Genomic DNA, 19,413 nt, shown 5'->3' on the forward strand with positions numbered 1-19,413 from the left:
GGCGCACCACGCTCTGCAACAGCGAGAGATATTCATAAGCAAAGTCCAGCAGGTCAGAGGTTTATAGTTGTATGCCGTACTGCTTGTGTTCGACGCTTACCAGCGATTGAGCGTATGGGTTTCAATCCAGCTGAAATTGATGTCCTCCCCGAGTCCGGGGCGTGTCGGCAGATGAACAAAGCCCTGATCGTCCATCGGATCCACCAGGCTGTTGAGATAGGCCGGCGGCTGTTCGTAATCAAGGAACGGATGCAGCAGCCCGCGCTCATACCAGCGGCAGTTACGAATCGCACCCACCACCGCGATACTGGCCGCGCCGTTGCCGTGCACTTCACAATCCATGCCGAAGGCTTCAGCCAGGCTGGCGACTTTCATGGTGGCAGAGATGCCGCCGACGCCGTTGGCACCGGCACGCAAGATGTCGCAGGCACCCGCACGCACCCAATCGGCGCGGCTGTGGTGCTTACCGCCGAGGCTTTCCGGGCCGAGTACGTCGATGCTGAGGTTCTCCGCCAGCCAGGCGTACGAGGCCATGCTCTCCTCTTCCATCGGCTCTTCAAACCAGGCGAAATTAAGCTTTTCCAGCGCTTTACCGATGGTGAGTGCCTCGCTGCGGCTGTACCAGTGATAGCCATCCAGCATCAGGGCAATATCGGGGCCAACGGCTTCACGCACCGCGGCACAGGCTTTGATATCCATGGCGGTGCTGGGCGCAAACGAGACGGGCGGCATCCACGTATGCAATTTAATGGCCTGATAGCCGCGTGCCACCAGCTTTTCAGCAAACTGGGCGTACTCATCGGGCGTTGATAAGCCGCCTTGCAGTTCATCGCCACACATGGTGCTGCCGTAAGCGGGAATTTTTTCGCGATAGCCGCCCAGCAGTTTATGTACCGGCTGTTTCAACTTACGGCCAATCAAATCCCACATCGCCTGCTCGACAGCGGAGAGGGCGCGCTCGGTGAGCTGATGTGCGCTGCCACGTTGCCAGTGCACCAAATCCTGCCACAGGCGTTCACGATCAAAGGCGTTTTGCCCAATCAGCACTTTACGGAAGAAGGCATTCACCACGTGCGGGCGGATGACTTCGGCCGGGGCAAAGGCATATCCACAATCGCCGTCTTCGCTGGTGAGGGTGAGCAGCGCCATTTGCGCGTCGGTTTCCGCACCAGGATGAGAGTGACCGGCGCTGTCAGACACACGGCGCGTTGGGTAGGTAAAGAGGGTGACATCAATGGCGCTGATCTTCACGGTAAGACCTCCATAACAATTATCCATGCTCGGGGTGAGCGTTAACGCAAAATTAAAACGGCGTTTCATTTCGTAATTTAGCGTTCACAATTTGTTTACGCATTAGCGAAAGTGCGGGAAGAGAGAGCGATTACCTGGGCAGTTGCATGGTGTGCTGTGAGCATTTTCACGAAAGCGGGTCGTTTTGTGAGCGGCTACACAGTAAGGAAAGTGGCAACAGGATGTAAAAAAATGTGTCTCGGGGGCTTTTCATTTCCTTTGTGCCAGGTAATAGTGACGCCGCGAAATTTTAATAATAATCATTATCATTTGTACGGGTAGATAAAATGAAAAAATGGCTGTTAGCACTGGGGTTACTGGCTGTAACGGGTTCCGCTTCGGCAAAAATCATCACTGACATCGCGGGGCGTCAGGTTGAAGTCAAAGAGGAATCAAAACGCATCATTCTGGGGGAAGGGCGTCAGATGTATCTGCTGGCGGCATTCGACACCGCCGCACCTTTCCATCGCGTCGTGGGCTGGCGTGATGATTTCCATAAGGCCGACTATGACGGCTACATGGCGTATGAGAAAAAATACCCTGAGATCAAGAAGCTGCCGACTTTTGGTGGGGCGAAAGACGGCACCTTCAACGTTGAGCAGGCGCTGACGCTGAAGCCCGATCTGGTGCTAATGAACCTTGAATCCAAAGCCGCCACGGATGAAGGCAAGCTGATTGAGAAGCTGCAGGCGGTGGGCGTGCCTGTGGTGTTTATCGACTTCCGCGAGAAGCCGATGGAGCACGCCGAGAAAAGCATCCGCATCATGGGCGAACTGGTGAATAATCCGCAGCGTGCTGAAGAGATTGTGGCCTTCCGCCGTGCAGAGATTGAAAAGGTGACCGATCGCCTGAAAAACTTCACCGGCACACGCCCGAAAGTGATGATTGACCGCGCGGGAGGCTATACCGACGAATGCTGCATGTCGTTTGGTAACGAGAACTTCGGACAGATGGTCGAAATATCGGGTGGCAGTAACATCGCCAAGGATCTGATTCCTGGTACTTTTGGCACGTTGAATCCAGAGCAAATCATCGCCAGCCGCCCGGATGTGGTGGTGGTGACCGGTGCTAACTGGAAGAACTACAACACCGTGGGCAAATGGATCGGCGTTGGCCCTGGCGCTGATACTCAAGAAGCCACCGCACGTCTGAAATTGCTTATGATGCGCGATGCATTTAAAACCCTGCCGGTGGCGCATAACGGTAATGCGCATGCCATCTGGCACCAGTTCTATGACAGCCCGTATCAGTTCGTTGCGATTCAGGCACTGGCCAAGTGGCTGCATCCGGATTTGTTCAAAGATCTCGATCCAGACGCCACCTTCCGTGCGTTCCACGAGAAGTTCCTGCCACTGCCTTATCAGCCGGGTTACTGGGTGACACTGCCAGCTGATAAATCATAATCTTTGAGCTTTTTGCGGCGATAACGCGCATTACTCTTCATTTTTACTAATATTTTACAGGCGGTTGGCTGTGCTTTCTGGGAAGCGAAACGCAGCCATCGCCTGAATAATAAACGTAATAGGGAGAGTAAAATGTTGTATACCTCGGGACGTTCGGCGTCTGCAGTAGGGCTTTACGCACTACTGGAACCGCTGCCGCTGGGCTTTTTTGTCGCGGCCTGGCTGTTCGATATCATCTATTTGCAAACCTCCGTGATCATGTGGACCAAATCCGCCAGTTGGTTGATTGCTATCGGTCTGCTGCTGGCCATCCTGCCAAGATTAATCAGTCTTATTTACTTATTTCGTGGCCCTTACCCCAGTGAGAAAACCCATTTCTGGCTGTCATTGCTGGCCATCGTAGTGGCGATCGTTAATGCCTTTATTCACAGCCGTGATGCCTACGCAGTGGTGCCCCTTGGCGTCACGTTATCGACATTGGTGGTGGCACTGCTTTTGCTCGCCAACGTGCAGTTAGCGCTGCGTGGACGTAACACAGCAGGAGGTCGCGCATGAAGCCGCTTATCGGTGCAGTAACCCTTGCTATGCTACTTAGCGCCTGTGATGACGGCGCACTCATCGACCCGCAGAAACAGATTGGTCCCAATCCTGAACTACCGCAGGCGCAAAATTTCCTTATGCCGCCGATGCAGGTGCCAGAAGCCACTCCATGGAAAGCGGGTGAAATGCCAAAGGTGGCGGAGGGGCTGAAAATTGAAAAGATTGCCGACAATTTGCAGCATCCGCGTCAGGTTCTGGTTCTTCCCAACAATGATGTGCTGGTAGCCGAATCCAACGGCACCCCAAAGCCCACCACGGCACCCAAAGATCTCATCACTGGTCTGGTGAAAAATGCCTCTGGCAAAGGCGGGGCGGGTGGAAATCGAATTACGCTTCTACGTAACGTGAACGGCAAGTGGGAACAACATCGTTTTATCGACCATCTGACAGCACCTTTTGGCATGGCGCTAATAGGCAGCACGTTGTACGTCGCGAATGCCGATAGCCTGGTGAAATTCCCGTATGAAACTGGCCAAACTGAAATTCGTACACCGCCGGTGGAAGTCACAGAATTGCCGGGCGGGCCGATTAATCACCACTGGACCAAATCGTTGGTAGCCAGCCCCGACGGCAGCAAGCTGTATGTCGGCGTAGGGTCGAACAGTAACATTACGGAAAATGGCATTGGTGCTGAATATCGTCGTGCGGCGGTACTGGAAGTCGATGCGGCGAGCGGTGCCAGTCGCATTTATGCCAGCGGCCTGCGCAATCCTACTGGGCTGCAATGGGAACCGCAAAGCGGCAAACTGTGGGCCATCGTCAATGAACGCGACGAAATTGGTTCAGACCTGGTGCCAGACTATATGACGTCAGTGGAGGAGAAAGGCTTTTACGGCTGGCCGTATAGCTACTTTGGTCAGCATGTAGACGAACGTGCCCAGCCACAGCGGCCAGATTTGGTGGAAAAAGCTATCAAGCCGGATTACGCGCTTAGCTCTCATGTGGCACCGCTTGGGCTGCTGTTCTACGGTGCGAATAATATGCCGCAGTATCGTGGCGGGGCGTTTATCAGTGAACACGGCAGCTGGAACCGCACGCCGCTGAATGGTTACAAGGTGGTGTGGGTGAAATTTGAAAACGGCAAGCCGGTCGGACAGCCACAGCCGGTGGTGACAGGTTTTCTGACGGATGACCAACAACAGGTGCGCGGATTGCCAGTGGGGTTGGCCACCGACCAGCAGGGCGGCGTGTTGATCGCGGACGATGCGGGTGATGCGATTTGGCGGGTCAGTTCCGCCAACTGATTTCTTCAGGCAATCAAAAAGGATTTGGCTTAATCGCCAAATCCTTTTTTTTATGTTCGCTAACCGGCGGGTAACCGCGCTGCGAACGGGGTGCTCAGCACTCCTCACAAAGCAAATCATAAAATGTGCGGCGTAATATTTCAAGTTTCGCAAAAGTACTGTATGGTTATACAGGTGTTGAGTGGCGAGCGCAGTCTCATTGTTTTCTGATGACTCCCAGGGGCGCGGATAGTCAAATCCCGGCAGGTTTCAGGTGGTGCTGGCCTGTGGCTTCCACAATGAGTGGCGCTCAGCACTCCTCACAGCTGTGCTTAGGCCATCGGCGGGTGGAGTCAAAGCCCCGGCGGCTGAAAGGCGCGCTCCTGTCAGAGGAGAAGGAAAGTGATGGAAATTGTCCGGCTACTCCTGGACCTGGTCCGGGTAATCCTGCAAATCATCGTTGCCCTTTTGCAACTGACCGGTCAGGCACACTGACTGGAACTTGAAACAAGGCGGAGCTTACCCCTCCGCCTTTTTTCGTTCAAAATGATAATAAATCTTGTCTCTGAAATGATAGTTTTCTTCCGGCACTAAATTCTCTTTGCCAGACCGTGAAAATGTGATTATCAGCTTAGCTAAGTTGTGTTATCAATTTAGGCTGAAAAAAAATAATCAGGTAAGGTTTTCATGTCGTCGCAAAAATTATCCAATAGCGTTAAGCGCATTCATTCATCAGCTATCCGCGATTTGTTGAAGCACAGCAAAATGGAAGGGGTGATTTCTCTGGGTGGTGGTATCCCCAATCCCGATTTGTTTGACACCGAAGGTCTGCAGATCGCCATGGATCGTGCGTTATCGCAGGATGGTCACAACGCCTTTCAGTATGGCTTGAGTGAAGGGGATCCGCTGTTACGTGAAGCCATTTGCCGCATTTCCGCTGACCGTGGCATTGATTGCACACCTGACGATGTGGTCATTACATCGGGCTCACAGCAGTCCCTCGATATTCTCGCCCGTGCGTTGATCAATCCGGGCGACGTGGTGGTGGTGGAGCGTCCAACCTACCTCGCCGCATTGCAGGTTTTCCAACTGGCTGATGCGCAGTTCAAATCGGTGGGCACCGACGGCGACGGCATGATTGTCGATGAGCTGGAAGAGCTGGTTAAGCACACGCCGATCAAAGCCGTGTATATCGTACCGACCTTTGGCAATCCAAGTGGCGTGACCTTATCTGATGCGCGTCGTCAGCAGCTGGTGGCGCTGGCGAAGCAGTATGACTTCCTGATTTTTGAAGACGATCCCTACAGCGAAATCAACTTTACTCACCAGACGTTCCGCCCACTGAAATCCCATGCACAAGCGATGGGCGCCAGCGAGAATGTCATCTACACCTCTACCTTCTCCAAAATTCTGGCACCGGGCGCGCGCGTCGGCTGGATCACTATGCCGGGCTGGCTGAAGTCATCGGTGGTGAACCTCAAGCAAGCGACCGATCTGCACACCAGCTCTTTGTCGCAGTCAATGACGCGTCACTATCTGGAGACCGGCCGTCTGCCGGAACAGATTAAGTTGATCCGTGCGGCTTATAAGCAGAAGTGTGATGCGCTGTGTACGGCGCTGGAAACCGAGTTAGGTGATCGACTGCATTTCTATCGTCCGCTGGGTGGGATGTTCCTGTGGGCTACGTTTAAAGAGACGTTCAACACCACCGAATGGCTGAAGACCACGCTGAGCAATGGTGTGGTGTACGTTCCGGGTGAATTTTTCTATTGTGATAATCCGGATACCTCGACGCTGCGTATTTCATATGCATCGGTATCGGAAGCGAACCTGGCCGTAGCGGCACAGCGTTTGAAGGCATCATTACCGCAGTAATCGCCTGGTGGAGCGGCCTTTGAGCCGCTCCACACTAGCCGTTGGCGCTGTCCAGCGGCCAGGATTCAAACAGGTAACCATCAAAATAGATGTCGTCGACGTCTGAAAACTCCAGCAATCGCTGTTTCACATTTTCCAGATGCTGCCACATGGCCTGCTTGGCGGCACGCGCATCTTTCTTGATCAGTGTGGCGAGGATTTTCTTGTGATCGTCCAGCCACTGCTTGCGGTAATGGGTGTTGACCAGATGACGGTGCAACTGACTCCACATGACATTGTCTTCACGCCACTGCCAGGATTGCTTGAATAGCTCAACCAACATGCTGTTATGCGTGGCTTCCGCGATTGCCAGATGGAAATTGCGATCGCCGTTCTCGCTTTCATTCACGGCGCCTGATGCCAGCTCTTTCTCTTCCAGTTCCAGCGCCTGGCGCATTTTAGTAATGTCTTCACGCGTGGCTTGCAGAGCGGCAAACTCCGCAATATTGCTTTCCAGCAACTGACGCGCCTGCAACATCTCAAACGGACCTGCATCATTGCAGGCACTTTGCGCGCCGGCGCGGGGTGTCGGGCTGTCATTCACCACATAAATGCCCGCACCACGGCGTACCTCAATTAAGCTTCCAGCTCCAGCATGATCAACGCTTCACGCACCAGCGTGCGGGTGACATCCAGCAGCGCAGCCAGCTCACGCTCGGGCGGCAAGCGTTCACCCACCGCATACTGCTTTTGCGTAATCATGTTACGCAACATTTCCCCCACTTCCTGATAAGGGCGCTGTGCTGATGCTTGTGTTTTCATGAGCTCTTTTCTGCTGATTAAGGAGTTTACGACCGCAGATGCTGCCATCATTTGCGCCCTGCACTATAGCACAGGGCGTGATATTCACCCTGGATTGAGGGTGAAGTAGCGCTGCGCGTTGTTAAAGCAAATATCTTGCAGCATGCTGCCAAGCACCGCTTCATCATGCGGTACGATCCCATCCTGCACCCACTGGGCCAGCAGGTTGCAAAGTATACGGCGGAAGTATTCATGGCGCGTGTATGAGAGGAAACTGCGTGAATCGGTGAGCATGCCCACAAACTGGCTAAGCAGGCCAATCTGCGACAGCTGCTCCAGCTGGCGCAACATGCCATCACGTTGATCGTTGAACCACCAGCCAGAACCAAACTGCACTTTGCCCGCAATGCCTGTGCCCTGGAAATTTCCCGCCATGGTGGCCAGCACTTCGTTGTCGCGTGGATTAAGACAGTAAAGAATGGTTTTGGGCAGTTGGTCGTTGAGATCCATCGCGTCCAGTAGGCGAGAAAGCGGCAGGGCAATGTTGGTATCACCAATCGAGTCAAAACCGCTGTCGGCACCCAACAGACGGAACAGACGGGTGCTGTTGTTGCGAATCGCGCCGATATGCAACTGCATCACCCAGTCGCGTCGGGCGTATTCGGATCCCAACCACACCAGCACCGCGCTGCTAAACTGTGCGACTTCCAGCTCGCTCAGCGTGTCGCCGTTACGACGTTTCGACAGAATGCCATCCAGCACGCTATCGTCGGGCACCGGCGCAAAACGCAGTATTTCGATGCCATGATCCGAAGCGCGGCAGCCATGAGCAGAGAAGTGATCCAGACGGCGCAGCAGGGCGGTTCGCAGCGCATCAAAACTATTGATCGCCACATCCGCAGCGGATTCCAGACGGCCCAGATAGTCGACAAAACCGTCAAGCTCTATCTTAAACACTTTATCCGGACGCCAGCTCGGCGCGACATCAACATCAAAACTGCGGTCGTCGGCAATCTGACGGTGATATTGCAGAGAATCGATCGGATCGTCGGTGGTGCCTACCATGCGCACTTTCATCTGACGCATAATACCGCGCGCAGAAAAATCCGGTGTTGCCAGCTTCTCGGCACACTCATCCCAAACGCGTTGTGCAGTATCCGGCCCGAAGAGAGTATCCGTGATGCCAAATGGACGACGCAGCTCCAGATGGGTCCAGTGATACAAAGGATTGCCCAAGGTTTTAGGCACGGTATGTGCCCAGGCGAGATACTTGTCGTAATCGCTGGTGCGGTGACCGGTGATCAGTGACTCATCGACGCCGGCAGCACGCAGCGCACGCCATTTGTAGTGATCGCCCTCTAGCCAAATCTGGCCGAGATTAGCGAACTGGCGATCCTCCGCGATCTCCTGCGGGTTAAGGTGGCAGTGATAATCGTAGATCGGCATATCTGCGGCAAAGTCATGATACAAACGGCGAGCAATGTCGCTTTGCAACAGGAAATCGTCATCCATAAAGCGCTTCATTTGGGCTCCGGGCTCAGGGATTCAACGGCAGCGCGAGCGCCATGCTGGCACAGCTGCGCATAAGCGTGTTGTAGGTGGGTGACAAAGCCGGGATTGGCGGGCAGATCATCACCAAAAATACTTTTTACTGCGAGCAGGGCGCTGACGCGCGCATCACCCTCTGGATAGTGCTGATTGATGTGCGTGAGCGTGTCGAACAATGGGTCAACCACATCAAATTTCTCACCCTGTTGATTGCAGCCCAATACATAGCGCATCCATCCCGCGATCCCCAACGCCAGATGGCGATAGTCACTGCCATGCTGCAGATGGTGACGCACGGAATCCAGCCAGCGCTGCGGCAGTTTCTGGCTGCCATCCATAGCAATCTGCTGAGTACGATGACGTAACGAGGGGTTGCTGAAGCGAGCGATCAGTTGATCGGCATATGCCTGCAAATCAATGCCATCAGGCATGCGCAGTGTCGGAGCCTGCTCGTGCATCATCAGTGCCAGCGCAGCCTGACGATAAGCGGGCAGTTGCATGGTGTCGGCAATGGTTTCGCAGTTGCCCAGATAACCGAGATAGGCAAGAAATGAGTGACTGCCGTTAAGCATGCGCAGTTTCATCATTTCGAAGGGGGCAACGTCCGCCACAAACTGCGCGCCCACGTGATCCCAGTCAGGGCGACCGTTGACAAAGTTATCCTCGATCACCCACTGACGGAACGGCTCGCAGGCCACGCCGCAGGGATCGGCAACGCCCAGCAAGTCGCAAATTTCCTGTCGTGTTTCGTCGGTCACCGCCGGAACGATGCGGTCAACCATACTGCTGGGGAAAGTGACATTCTCTCCGATCCACTTCGCCAACTGCGCATCACGCAACTGGGCAAGGCCGACCACTGCGGCGCGGGCCACATGGCCGTTATCACGCAGGTTATCGCATGACAGCACGGTAAACGGACCCATCCCGCGCTCGCGACGCACACGCAATGCTTCGACGATAAAGCCAATGGCGGATTTTGGCGCTGCGGGATGTGCAAGATCATGCTGGATCAGCGGGTTGTCAGCATCTAATTCGCCGCTGGCACCCTGGGTACAGTAGCCCTTTTCAGTCACTGTCAGTGAGACGATAGCGGTTTCCGAGCGGGCAAGCGCTTCAATGATGCCATCATGACCATCCAACGCGGGATGCAGGGCCTGTTTGATGGCGGCGACAATGTGAATGTCATTATGCTCAGCGCCTTTCTCGGTCACGCTGTAAAGCAGATCTTGCTGGCGCAGTTGCTCTACCAACAGTTTGCCGCTTGCTGACATCAGGTTGACCTCACAGATGCCCCAGTCAGTGTCACTGATGTCCAGCAGATGGTGCAGATACAGCGCCTGATGCGCGCGATGGAAAGCACCACAGCCGATATGTACCATGCGCGGCACCAGCCGTTGGTGATTCCATGCGGGGCGCGCGACTTTCAGTTCGCCGCTGGCAAGGTTATGTTCCATGTAAACTCCATTCGACCCAGTGCGCCTCAATGCGCACCCTACATCGGATCGTAGCGTTGTGCTTCTGGCGCGGATAATTGCGCCAGCAGCAGCGAATGCCTTTAGAAATAGGCGCGATTAATCGCCAACTCCACACCACGAATCTCCGCCAGACCTTTCAGACGACCAATGGCCGAATAACCTGGATTGGTCTTCTTCCTGAGATCGTCGAGCATCTGGTGGCCGTGGTCCGGACGCATCGGGATTAGATCTTCCTGACCTGCGGTTTTACGGCGATGTTCTTCTTCGGCAATGGCTTTAATCACCGCGAACATGTCGACATCACCGCCGAGGTGCGCGGCTTCATGGAAAGTGTTCGGATTCTCTTCGCGTTTGGTTGACCGCAAATGGGCGAAGTAGATGCGCGGGCCAAAACGTTTCACCATGCCGGCCAGATCGTTTTCAGCTAAGACGCCATAAGATCCGGTGCACATGGTGAAGCCATTGGCAGGGCTCGGCACGGTATCCATCATCCACTGCAAATCGTCCGCGTTAGAGACAATGCGAGGCAGGCCAAGAATCGGGCGGGGTGGATCATCTGGATGCACCGCCATCCGCACACCGGCTTCTTCAGCAACAGGAATGATCGCGCGCAGGAAGGTGGCGAAGTTTTCGCGTAGTTCGGCTTTACCAATACCGTTATAGCGTGCCAGCTGGGCGCGGAACTGATCCAGCGAGTAACCTTCTTCAGCACCCGGCAGACCGGCAATAATGTTACGCGTCAGGCGCGTTTTGTGCGCTTCGCTCATGGTCGCGAAACGGTCAGCTGCCTGAGCGATCTCGGTGCTGGAGTAATCGTTTTCCGCACCAGGACGCTGCAGGATATGTAATTCAAACACGGCGAATTCAATCTGGTCGAAACGTAGCGCTTTGGCACCGTCCGGCAGCAAATATTCAAGGTCAGTGCGTGTCCAGTCGAGAATCGGCATGAAGTTGTAGCACACGGTTTTAATGCCACACTGCGCCAGATTGCGCAGAGACTGCTGGTAATGACTGATCCACTTCTGACACTCACCGCTGCCGGTTTTGATCTCTTCGTGAATTGGCACGCTTTCGACCACTGACCACTCCAGCCCGGCGGCTTCGATAATTGCCTTACGCTGCATAATTTCATCCACTGACCACACTTCCCCATTCGGTATGTGGTGCAGCGCCGTCACGATGCCAGTCACGCCAGCTTGTCGTGCATCAGCGAGAGAAACGGGGTCATTTGGGCCATACCAGCGCCAGGTCTGCTTCATGTTGTTACCTCATGTGGGTCCTGAAAATGAAACTCAAGACAATTCTTATATTGGTTGACCTATTTATCGGTTAGCGCACCGTTTTATCGAATGAACTGCGCTTCAGGCGTTAAAATTCGACTCTTTGACCAAGGATGTCAACCTCACTGCTAATTTTGGTTAACCAGATCACAAATGCGTTATGCAAGTGGCGACCACTTTGCGCATCTGTGTTTCACTCCTGGCGGATGGTTAGAGATGACTCACTGAAGTCGCTCCTCAACAACAAGCAACAGATTCTGGGCGGCAGCCAACGATATTTCCGGTTTATCGCGAGTCCGCGCATTCACCACAGAATTTGTAAGCTCATGATGTTAATAAAGAATGGAGAACCAGATGAACCGCAGTTTAAATCCAGGGATCGCTGCCGCTGGCAGCAAACGTACCTTCCGCAATTTGCGCTGGTGGGTGTTGGTGCTGTTCTTAGCGGGCGTTACCGTCAACTACATCACCCGTAACTCACTGGGCATTCTGGCGCCTGAGCTGAAAACCAGCCTGGGCATCACTACTGAACAATATTCATGGATCGTCGGCGCGTTTCAGCTGGCGTATACCTTCTTTCAACCGATTTGCGGCTGGCTGATTGATGTCATAGGCCTCAAAGTCGGCTTCCTGATTTGTGCTTCGGTCTGGGCGGTTGCCTGCTTGTTTCATGCGGGGGCGGCGAGCTGGGTTCACCTCGCTATTCTGCGTTTTGTCATGGGCGGAGCGGAAGCCGCTGCGACTCCAGCAAACGCCAAAGTCTTAGGTGAATGGTTCCCGAAAAAAGAGCGCCCAGTCGCGGCCGGATGGGCGGGTGTGGGCTTCTCGATTGGCGCCATGTTGGCACCGCCGATTATCTATTTCGCTCATGCCTCATTTGGCTGGCAGGGGGCTTTCCTGTTTACCGGTTGCCTGGCGCTGGGGTGGGTGGTGCTGTGGTGGTTACTGTATCGCGATCCTGAGGTTCATCCCAATCTGTCCGCGTCTGAACTGGAATTTATCCGTCAGGATAACGAACCGCCCGCGGTAAAATTACCGTTCTTCAAGGCACTAAAAGCGTCTCCAAAAACAAACGCTTCTACGGCATTGCGATCCCCGCCTTTATGGCTGAACCGGCGTGGGGCGTATTGAGTTTCTGGGTGCCGCTCTACCTGGCGAAAGATCTTGGCATGGATCTCAAGCAGATCGCCATGTTTGCCTGGCTGCCATTCCTTGCCGCGGATCTGGGGAGTGTCGCGAGTGGCTATCTGACGCGTATCTACACACGCTTGTTTGGTTTCAAGCTGGTGAACTCGGTGGTGGCCAGTTCCGTTACCGGCGCCTTCCTGATGTTGTCTCTCGCACTGGTGGCGATGACCAAAGACCCTTACGTCGCTATCGCATTGATCTCGATTGGTGGCTTCGGTCATCAGATCATCTCTTGCATGCTGAGTGCGCTGGTGGTGGAGAAGTTTGATAAAGGACAGATGGCGACGGTGAATGGTATGCGCGGCTCATTCGCGTGGATCTCCAGCTTCATTTTCTCCCTGATTATTGGCGTCACCGCCGACAAAATTGGCTTTAACCCGCTGTTTGTCGCCATGGGCTTCTTTGATTTGATTGGCGCGGTCTTCCTGATTGCTTTTATTGCTGAACGTCGCGCACAGCGCGCCTGAAAAAGTAGGTAACAATGAAAACGTTAAAGAATTGGTCACTCACGCACTCTGATCAACACCATGTTGCGTTAACCGTTGATGGTAAACATACGCTGAACCTGTACGTGCTCGAATCCGGCATGTTCCGTGTAGCGATTAAACGTCAGAGCGGTTTTGCCTTTGACCGCACCTGGAGCATTGCGCCAGAAAGCGATGTGCCGTGGGAAGGGCGTCCACGTGACAGCCTGGCGGGCTTCACGCTGCCGGGTTTTACGCTGGAAGAAGAGGGTGACACGCTGGTGGTGTCTACCGACGTGCTGCGCGTGATTGTCCATCAGCCGCTGGCGCTGGAGTGGCAACACCGCGATAGCGCCGGTGCCTGGCAGCTGTTGACCTGTGACCGCCCAACCAGTGCTTATCAGATCAACGCACACGGTGACGGCGTGGCGCACTATCAGCGTCGAATGAATGATGATGCCTATTACGGCCTCGGTGAGAAAGCCGGCGATTTGCAACGTAACGGCAAGCGCTATGAGATGCGCAACCTGGATGCGATGGGCTATAACGCCTCCTCAACCGATCCACTGTACAAACATGTGCCGTTCACGATTACGCGTCGCAGCGACGTGAGCTTCGGCCTTTACTACGATAACCTCAGCAGCAGCTGGTTCGATCTTGGCAACGAGCTGGATAACTACCATCAGCCGTATCGTCGCTGGCAGGCCGAAAGTGGTGACATCGATTATTACCTGTTTGTTGGCAGCAAAGTGCTGGATGTCACCAAAGCCTTTGTGCGTCTCACCGGTAAAACGCTGTTTGGCCCGAAATGGAGCCTGGGCTACAGCGGCTCAACCATGCACTACACCGATGCGCCAGATGCACAGAATCAGCTGATGAAATTTATTCGCCTGTGTGAAGAGCACGATATCCCGTGCGATTCATTCCAGCTGTCGTCCGGCTACACCTCAATCAACAACAAGCGCTACGTGTTCAACTGGAACGACGACAAAGTGCCGCAGCCCGAGGTGATGAGCCAGGCGTTCCATGATGCCGGTCTGCGTTTGGCCGCTAACATCAAACCTTGCCTGTTGCAGGACCATCCGCGCTATGAAGAAGTGGCGTCGCAGGGGCTGTTTATCCGCGATTCGGAAGAGGACGCACCAGAGCGTTCGGTGTTCTGGGACGACGAAGGTTCGCACCTTGATTTTACCCATCCACAAGCGGTGGCGTGGTGGCAAGAAAACGTCACCCAACAGCTGCTGGAAAAGGGTATCGATTCCACCTGGAATGATAATAACGAATATGAAGTGTGGGATGGTGAAGCGCGTTGCCACGGTTTTGGTACGCCGATCGCCATTAAGCATATCCGCCCGGTGATGCCGTTGCTGATGATGCGTGCGTCGATGGAAGCGCAGCAGCGTTTCGCGCCGGAAAACGTCCGTTCCTGATTTCTCGTTCTGGCTGTGCCGGGATGCAACGCTATGTCCAAACCTGGAGTGGCGATAACCGCACCAACTGGACCTCGCTGCGCTACAACATCCGTATGGGCCTGGGGATGAGTTTGTCGGGCCTGTATAACGTCGGGCACGATGTGGGCGGTTTCTCGGGCGATAAACCGGATGCCGAACTGTTTGTGCGTTGGGTGCAGAATGGCGTGATGCATCCGCGTTTCACCATTCACTCGTGGAATGACGATCACACAGTGAATGAGCCGTGGATGTATCCGTCGGTCACGCCTGCGATTCGTGCCGCCATTGAACTGCGTTATCGCCTGCTACCGTATCTCTATACCTTGCTGTGGCAAGCGCATGCCGATGATGAACCGATGCTGCGTCCAACCTTCCTCGATCATGAGCATGACGCCCAGACCTTTGCCGAGTGCGACGAGTTTCTGTTGGGCCGTGATGTATTAGTGGCGAGCGTGGTTGAAGCGGGTCAGCGTGAACGCACCCTTTGGCTGCCGGATAACCAAACCGGTTGGTATGATTTCGCCACACAACAGTGGTACAGCGGTGGTCAGTGGATCACGCTGCCTGCGCCACTGGAAACCCAGCCAATGCTGGTGCGCGCCGGCGCAGCCTTGCCGTTTAGCCAGCGTCTGCGTCATGTGGATGCACAAGCGGATGACCGCCGCACGCTGCAACTTTATCCGCTACAGGCTAAAGGCGTAAGCAACGGATTGGTGTTCGAGGATGACGGTGAGTCGTGGGGTTATCAGCAGGGTAACGCCTTGTGGCTGAGCTGGGAAATGCGCAGCGACGCCGGGGCCATTCACCTGAGCTTTACACGCAAAGGCGATTACCAGCCAGCATGGAAAACGCTGCAGATTGCACTGCCTGCTGGAGAACAACGTCAGCTGTTTGTTGAAGGTGTGGCGGTTGATAGCGCGGATGCGCATGTCGTGCTGGCGCAGTTAGCGAGCCACTAAGCCTCAGATCTCAAAGAGTGCGCTAAATGCGCACTCTTCAATACTAATCAGTAAAGCCTAAGCGGGTTAACAGTACATCCGGTAGCGGCGCGATTTATCGCGCATCGTTACTTAACTTAGTGGCTGTAGGAAGCGCAATCAATTGCGCAGCTACCGAAAATCGTGATTATTTAGGGGGTTAACCGACAAGCCTTATGCCATTTATGGCGAACGAAAAGCCTGCCGTAGCATTAAATCAATCGATCAATCCCTTTGCCCGCGCCAGTAAAAACGCAGTCACGGATGTTGCATCGGTCACTTTCCCTTCCAGCACCTGTTGTAGAAATTCACTGATCTTCATTTTGCGTGCCGTCAGCCCAACTTCTTCAGCATCCAGATTTTGCCCTTGATAATGCAGGTCACTGGCGAGATAGATGTGATAACCCTGTGCAGAGTAGCCCTGCGCCAGTTTTTGATAGCCCACATACTGCCAGCGGTCGGCAATTAACCCGGTTTCTTCTTGCAGTTCGCCCGCAGCCAGCATTTCTGGCGTCGCGCCGGGATCGAGTTCCCAACTGCCTTGCGGCAACTCAATGGTGCGTTCACCTATCGGATAACGATACTGTTCCACCACAAAGAGGCTGTCATCCTCCACCGGAAGAATCACCACGAAATCGTTCTTTTCAATCACTGAATAGATGCCTTCACTGCCATCAGCGCGTTGAATTTTATCTTCTTTTAGCGTCATCCAGCGGTTGCGATAGATCTCAGTGGATGCAAGGGTGTGAATTTCAGGTTTCAAAATAGGCCTCCGCTCAATGTATCGATGGGTTAATTAACCTCAGTGATATTACTGTTTAAACGCCCAGCCGAGCTTGCCATCCGCAGAAATCATCTTATCGAGTTTCTTCTCGTTGACCTTTTTCATCGCACCCAGCTTTTCAGCGGTCAGCGGGCCGTTATCGCTTTGCGCAATCACCGTGTCTTTAGGCACTTCCGTGATTTTCTCCGCAATGGCGGTGACCGCTGCGCCATAGCCTTTGCGGTCATGCAGATCGAATGATTTTAGCGGCAGTTCGCTTTCCAGCCATTCCCCCCAATAGAATTCAAGGAACGGTGGCGGGTTATCCTCTTTCTCAAAGCCGATATCGCGCACGAAATAAACCAGCGAACGATACTCATCGTCCTGCATATGTTTACGGCCAAGGACTTTCGGCAGGGCATCAGGCGTGATTTTACCTTTAGGCGTATCCAGCCAGACCAAATGAGCGGCTTCCATCTGTTGCCAGAAAGCCGTCATGGTTTTCAGGCTGCGGAAATCGTTAGTAATGCGAACCTGCACGCGAGTTTTTAAGCCGCCAATATCAGCGAAATTGCTAAAGGTGTGGTGGCCATCAGTGAGATAGAGCGCGTTATCCGGGGCGATAACGGCGGTTTTCATCGGGCCCGGCTGCGAGCCCACCGGGGCTTTGCAGGTAAAACTGTCCGGATCGGAGATGCGTGATTTACTGCTGAATTTATCCACGCCTTTCTGTCCCATGCTCTCGCAGAAATCATCGAACAGTTTTTTAGGATCGGCTTGATAGCGATGCAATTTGTAATCCAACTGACGATAGCCAATCGCAGCCTGCGTCGGATGCAGTTGCGACAGTTGCACCTGCACAATATCGCCCGCTTTGATATCGGCGGGCAGTGCGGCAGAAGCCTGACCGGCGGACCACAACAATGCCAGCAGTGACCATGGTGTTCTCATTCCCTTTCCCTTTCGCTTATTCCCCTGCAACAGAGGCGACACGATAGCATTTCTGTCATCTTCCCGCTTTAGTGTTGTGCTTCGCGGTTGTCCAGATACAACCCGTTATCCAGACATCTGACCACATTGGAGCGTTCTATGGCCCTCGCCGCTGTCCAGCCAGCTAAACTGCAACACACGATTATCGACCCCAGCGTGCGCATGCGCGAAACCCACATCGGTCAGCAGTGCGAAATCCTCGCTGAAAGTTATCTTGAGTACAGCGAGTTGGGTGATTTTTCCTATCTTGGCGAACACTGTTGTGTGGCGGATGCGCAGATCGGTCGTTATACCGCGATTGCCAATCAGGTGAGGATTGGTGCGCCCAATCATCCGATGGATCGTGCTTCACAGCATCGTTTCACCTACTGCCCGGAATATTATGACCCACAAGCGCAGCGCGATGCGGGCTTCTTTGCCCACCGCCGTGAAGACCGGGTGATCATTGGCAACGATGTGTGGATTGGTCACGGGGTGATTGTGCTGCCCGGTGTCACCATCGGTGATGGCGCAGTGCTGGCTGCCGGCGCGGTGGTGACTAAAGATGTTGCGCCTTACACCATCGTGGGCGGTGTTCCTGCGAAAGTCATCCGCGCGCGTTTTAGTTCTGAAATCGCCGTGCAGTTGCAGCAGATCGCCTGGTGGAATTGGCCGCTGGAAAAAGTCATGGCGCATCTGGCCGATTTCCAATCGCCAGATATCGCTGCTTTCTGCCAGCGGCACGCGGTGTAGATTTATAACGCCTGCTGCGCCGTGGCCGTAGGGGCTTCGGCCTGCAGGCGCTTCTCGGGCTGCAGCAGCGTCATCGCCAGCATACTGCCAAAGGCAATGCAGGCGGTGACAGTGAACATCGCGTTATAGCCATAGTATTCCGCCAGCCAACCACTCAGCATTGGCGAGATAATCGAGGCAAGATTGGCGATGGCCAGCGTCATCCCGCTATAAGCTCCCACCGAAGCTTTGGGTGTGACATCAATCACCACCGACCAATAAACGTTATTCACCAGCGCGTTGAGTGCATTGCCTAACGTCATCAAAGCGATGATGCCAGCCGCCGAGCCCACCCATGGAATCGCCATAAAGCAGCAAGCGGTGGCGCACAACGTCACAGAGGCGAAGACATTTCTGGCCAGGCGCAGGTTATTGAAGCAGGCCAGCAGGCGGTCGGCTATACGTCCGCCAAGCAGGACCGTTAAGCAGGCTCCGCTCCAGGGAATCATCGCCACATACCACAATGAGTGCAGGTCGTAATGGAAGTTATCCTGCAGATATTTTGGCAGCCAGGTGACCAGCGTGAAGGTGATATAGAGGAAGCTAAAGTAGCCAAGGGCGTTGCACACCAGAGTCCGGCTGGTGAAAAATCGCCACCACGGCAACGCGCCCTCATGCTGGCTTTCGGACTTTTGACCGCTGATGATGAGCTGACGTTCCGCCGCATTGGCCCGTGGATGCAGCAGTGGCGTATCGGTGAAGTGACGAGCAAACAGCAGCATTGCCAGCAGGGAAAAAGCACCCAGCAGAATAAACATCATTCGCCAGTCATCGGTGAGCAGGAGCAATCCCACGGCAATTGGTGCGGTGAGCAGGGAACCGACCTGGGTGCTGAGCAAACCAATGCTTAACGCAAAACCGCGTTCATTGTCTGGCGCCCAGTGTGCAATGGTTTTGTTCATCAGGGCATAAGCGGGGCCTTCGGAAAAACCAAACAGGATGCGCAGCGCAGCAAAGCCCATAATGGCCGAGCCGCCAAACAGCGCCATGCCGACTTCTCCCGCCCAAGCGGTGGCAATCTCCAGCAGCGACCAAAGAATCCCGGCCATCAACCACACTTTTTTGGTGCCCAATCTATCAGCGAGAAATCCGCCACACAGCGAACCAAACAGATAACCAAAACCGAAATAGCCGAGTACTGCACCCAGCTGCACTTTGCTGAAGTGAAACTCCTGAGAAATAGCATTGGCGGCAAAGGAGAGCGCACCGCGATCAACGTAATTGATCAGTGCGATTAAAAACAGCAGCGAGAAGATGGTATAGCGAGTTGAAGATGCTTGCATAGCGCGACTCCTTAAAAGAACACAGGAATCATTAAGCAAAGCTGATGCCATG

At 54.2% G+C, this 19,413-nt stretch carries 12 protein-coding genes and 3 pseudogenes; 7 read left to right on the forward strand and 8 right to left on the reverse strand.

Annotated features, from left to right (window positions below):
* Window positions 1-96 precede the first annotated feature (96 nt).
* Window positions 97-1,278: a mandelate racemase family protein gene (locus HA45_RS10890; RefSeq protein ID WP_420849023.1), complete on the reverse strand. Its 1,182-nt coding sequence runs from the start codon at window positions 1,276-1,278 to the stop codon at window positions 97-99.
* Window positions 1,279-1,577: 299 nt separating this feature from the next.
* On the opposite strand from HA45_RS10890, the gene HA45_RS10895 reads away from it, so the two are divergent.
* The 4 genes from HA45_RS10895 (at window position 1,578) to HA45_RS10915 (ending at window position 6,391) form a co-directional block, all read left to right on the forward strand.
* The gene (locus tag HA45_RS10895; protein ID WP_100700065.1) at window positions 1,578-2,693 is read left to right on the forward strand and encodes an ABC transporter substrate-binding protein; all 1,116 of its coding nucleotides are present in this window, start codon (window positions 1,578-1,580) and stop codon (window positions 2,691-2,693) included.
* Between the two features lie 132 nt (window positions 2,694-2,825).
* The gene (locus HA45_RS10900; RefSeq protein WP_100700066.1) at window positions 2,826-3,248 is read left to right on the forward strand and encodes a DUF2231 domain-containing protein; all 423 of its coding nucleotides are present in this window, start codon (window positions 2,826-2,828) and stop codon (window positions 3,246-3,248) included.
* On the forward strand, window positions 3,245-4,537 hold the full coding sequence (locus HA45_RS10905) for a PQQ-dependent sugar dehydrogenase (protein WP_100700067.1): 1,293 nt from the start codon (window positions 3,245-3,247) through the stop codon (window positions 4,535-4,537). Before HA45_RS10900 ends, HA45_RS10905 begins: the two co-directional genes overlap by 4 nt.
* 666 nt (window positions 4,538-5,203) lie before the next feature.
* On the forward strand, window positions 5,204-6,391 hold the full coding sequence (locus HA45_RS10915; RefSeq protein ID WP_100700068.1) for an aminotransferase-like domain-containing protein: 1,188 nt from the start codon (window positions 5,204-5,206) through the stop codon (window positions 6,389-6,391).
* Between the two features lie 34 nt (window positions 6,392-6,425).
* Here HA45_RS10915 and uxuR read toward each other — a convergent pair.
* The 4 genes and pseudogenes from uxuR to uxuA all read right to left on the reverse strand — a co-directional run bounded on the left by uxuR (window position 6,426) and on the right by uxuA (window position 11,453).
* Window positions 6,426-7,192 (reverse strand): annotated as a pseudogene (gene uxuR / locus HA45_RS10920) (Uxu operon transcriptional regulator).
* Between the two features lie 84 nt (window positions 7,193-7,276).
* On the reverse strand, window positions 7,277-8,695 hold the full coding sequence (uxaC, locus tag HA45_RS10925) for a glucuronate isomerase (RefSeq protein WP_100700069.1): 1,419 nt from the start codon (window positions 8,693-8,695) through the stop codon (window positions 7,277-7,279).
* Entirely contained in the window at window positions 8,692-10,173 is a 1,482-nt protein-coding gene (locus HA45_RS10930) for a fructuronate reductase (protein ID WP_100700070.1), read from the reverse strand. Before HA45_RS10930 ends, uxaC begins: the two co-directional genes overlap by 4 nt.
* A gap of 101 nt (window positions 10,174-10,274) precedes the next feature.
* Entirely contained in the window at window positions 10,275-11,453 is a 1,179-nt protein-coding gene (gene uxuA, locus HA45_RS10935) for a mannonate dehydratase (protein WP_100700071.1), read from the reverse strand.
* A 363-nt stretch (window positions 11,454-11,816) separates the two neighbouring features.
* Between uxuA and HA45_RS10940 the strand changes: the two are divergent.
* Together HA45_RS10940 and HA45_RS10945 are read left to right on the forward strand one after the other, a co-directional pair.
* Window positions 11,817-13,129, forward strand: a pseudogene (locus HA45_RS10940) (MFS transporter).
* A 14-nt stretch (window positions 13,130-13,143) separates the two neighbouring features.
* Window positions 13,144-15,536, forward strand: a pseudogene (locus tag HA45_RS10945) (glycoside hydrolase family 31 protein).
* A 235-nt stretch (window positions 15,537-15,771) separates the two neighbouring features.
* Here the strand turns inward: HA45_RS10945 and HA45_RS10950 are convergent.
* Together HA45_RS10950 and HA45_RS10955 are read right to left on the reverse strand one after the other, a co-directional pair.
* A complete protein-coding gene (locus HA45_RS10950) occupies window positions 15,772-16,317 on the reverse strand; it encodes an NUDIX domain-containing protein (RefSeq protein ID WP_100700074.1) in 546 nt (181 codons plus the stop codon).
* A gap of 48 nt (window positions 16,318-16,365) precedes the next feature.
* Complete coding sequence (locus tag HA45_RS10955) at window positions 16,366-17,268, reverse strand: ParB/Srx family N-terminal domain-containing protein (RefSeq protein WP_100700075.1); 903 nt, start codon at window positions 17,266-17,268, stop codon at window positions 16,366-16,368.
* 138 nt (window positions 17,269-17,406) lie between these two features.
* On the opposite strand from HA45_RS10955, the gene HA45_RS10960 reads away from it, so the two are divergent.
* A complete protein-coding gene (locus tag HA45_RS10960) occupies window positions 17,407-18,039 on the forward strand; it encodes a DapH/DapD/GlmU-related protein (protein WP_100700076.1) in 633 nt (210 codons plus the stop codon).
* 2 nt (window positions 18,040-18,041) lie between these two features.
* On the opposite strand, the gene HA45_RS10965 is transcribed toward HA45_RS10960, so the two are convergent.
* Window positions 18,042-19,412: an MFS transporter gene (locus HA45_RS10965; protein WP_240629167.1), complete on the reverse strand. Its 1,371-nt coding sequence runs from the start codon at window positions 19,410-19,412 to the stop codon at window positions 18,042-18,044.
* Window position 19,413: the final 1 nt, after the last annotated feature.

The organism is Pantoea rodasii (assembly GCF_002095465.1).
Lineage (GTDB): Bacteria > Pseudomonadota > Gammaproteobacteria > Enterobacterales > Enterobacteriaceae > Pantoea > Pantoea rodasii.

Excerpts from the sequence above, each read along its gene's own strand:
- HA45_RS10955 (WP_100700075.1), bottom strand. The coding sequence starts at position 17,268 with ATGAGAACACCATGGTCACTGCTGGCATTGTTGTGGTCCGCCGGTCAG.
- HA45_RS10890 (WP_420849023.1), bottom strand. The coding sequence starts at position 1,278 with ATGGATAATTGTTATGGAGGTCTTACCGTGAAGATCAGCGCCATTGAT.
- HA45_RS10895 (WP_100700065.1), top strand. The coding sequence starts at position 1,578 with ATGAAAAAATGGCTGTTAGCACTGGGGTTACTGGCTGTAACGGGTTCC.
- uxaC (WP_100700069.1), bottom strand. The coding sequence starts at position 8,695 with ATGAAGCGCTTTATGGATGACGATTTCCTGTTGCAAAGCGACATTGCT.
- HA45_RS10965 (WP_240629167.1), bottom strand. The coding sequence starts at position 19,412 with ATGGCATCAGCTTTGCTTAATGATTCCTGTGTTCTTTTAAGGAGTCGC.
- HA45_RS10960 (WP_100700076.1), top strand. The coding sequence starts at position 17,407 with ATGGCCCTCGCCGCTGTCCAGCCAGCTAAACTGCAACACACGATTATC.
- uxuA (WP_100700071.1), bottom strand. The coding sequence starts at position 11,453 with ATGAAGCAGACCTGGCGCTGGTATGGCCCAAATGACCCCGTTTCTCTC.
- HA45_RS10930 (WP_100700070.1), bottom strand. The coding sequence starts at position 10,173 with ATGGAACATAACCTTGCCAGCGGCGAACTGAAAGTCGCGCGCCCCGCA.
- HA45_RS10915 (WP_100700068.1), top strand. The coding sequence starts at position 5,204 with ATGTCGTCGCAAAAATTATCCAATAGCGTTAAGCGCATTCATTCATCA.
- HA45_RS10900 (WP_100700066.1), top strand. The coding sequence starts at position 2,826 with ATGTTGTATACCTCGGGACGTTCGGCGTCTGCAGTAGGGCTTTACGCA.
- HA45_RS10905 (WP_100700067.1), top strand. The coding sequence starts at position 3,245 with ATGAAGCCGCTTATCGGTGCAGTAACCCTTGCTATGCTACTTAGCGCC.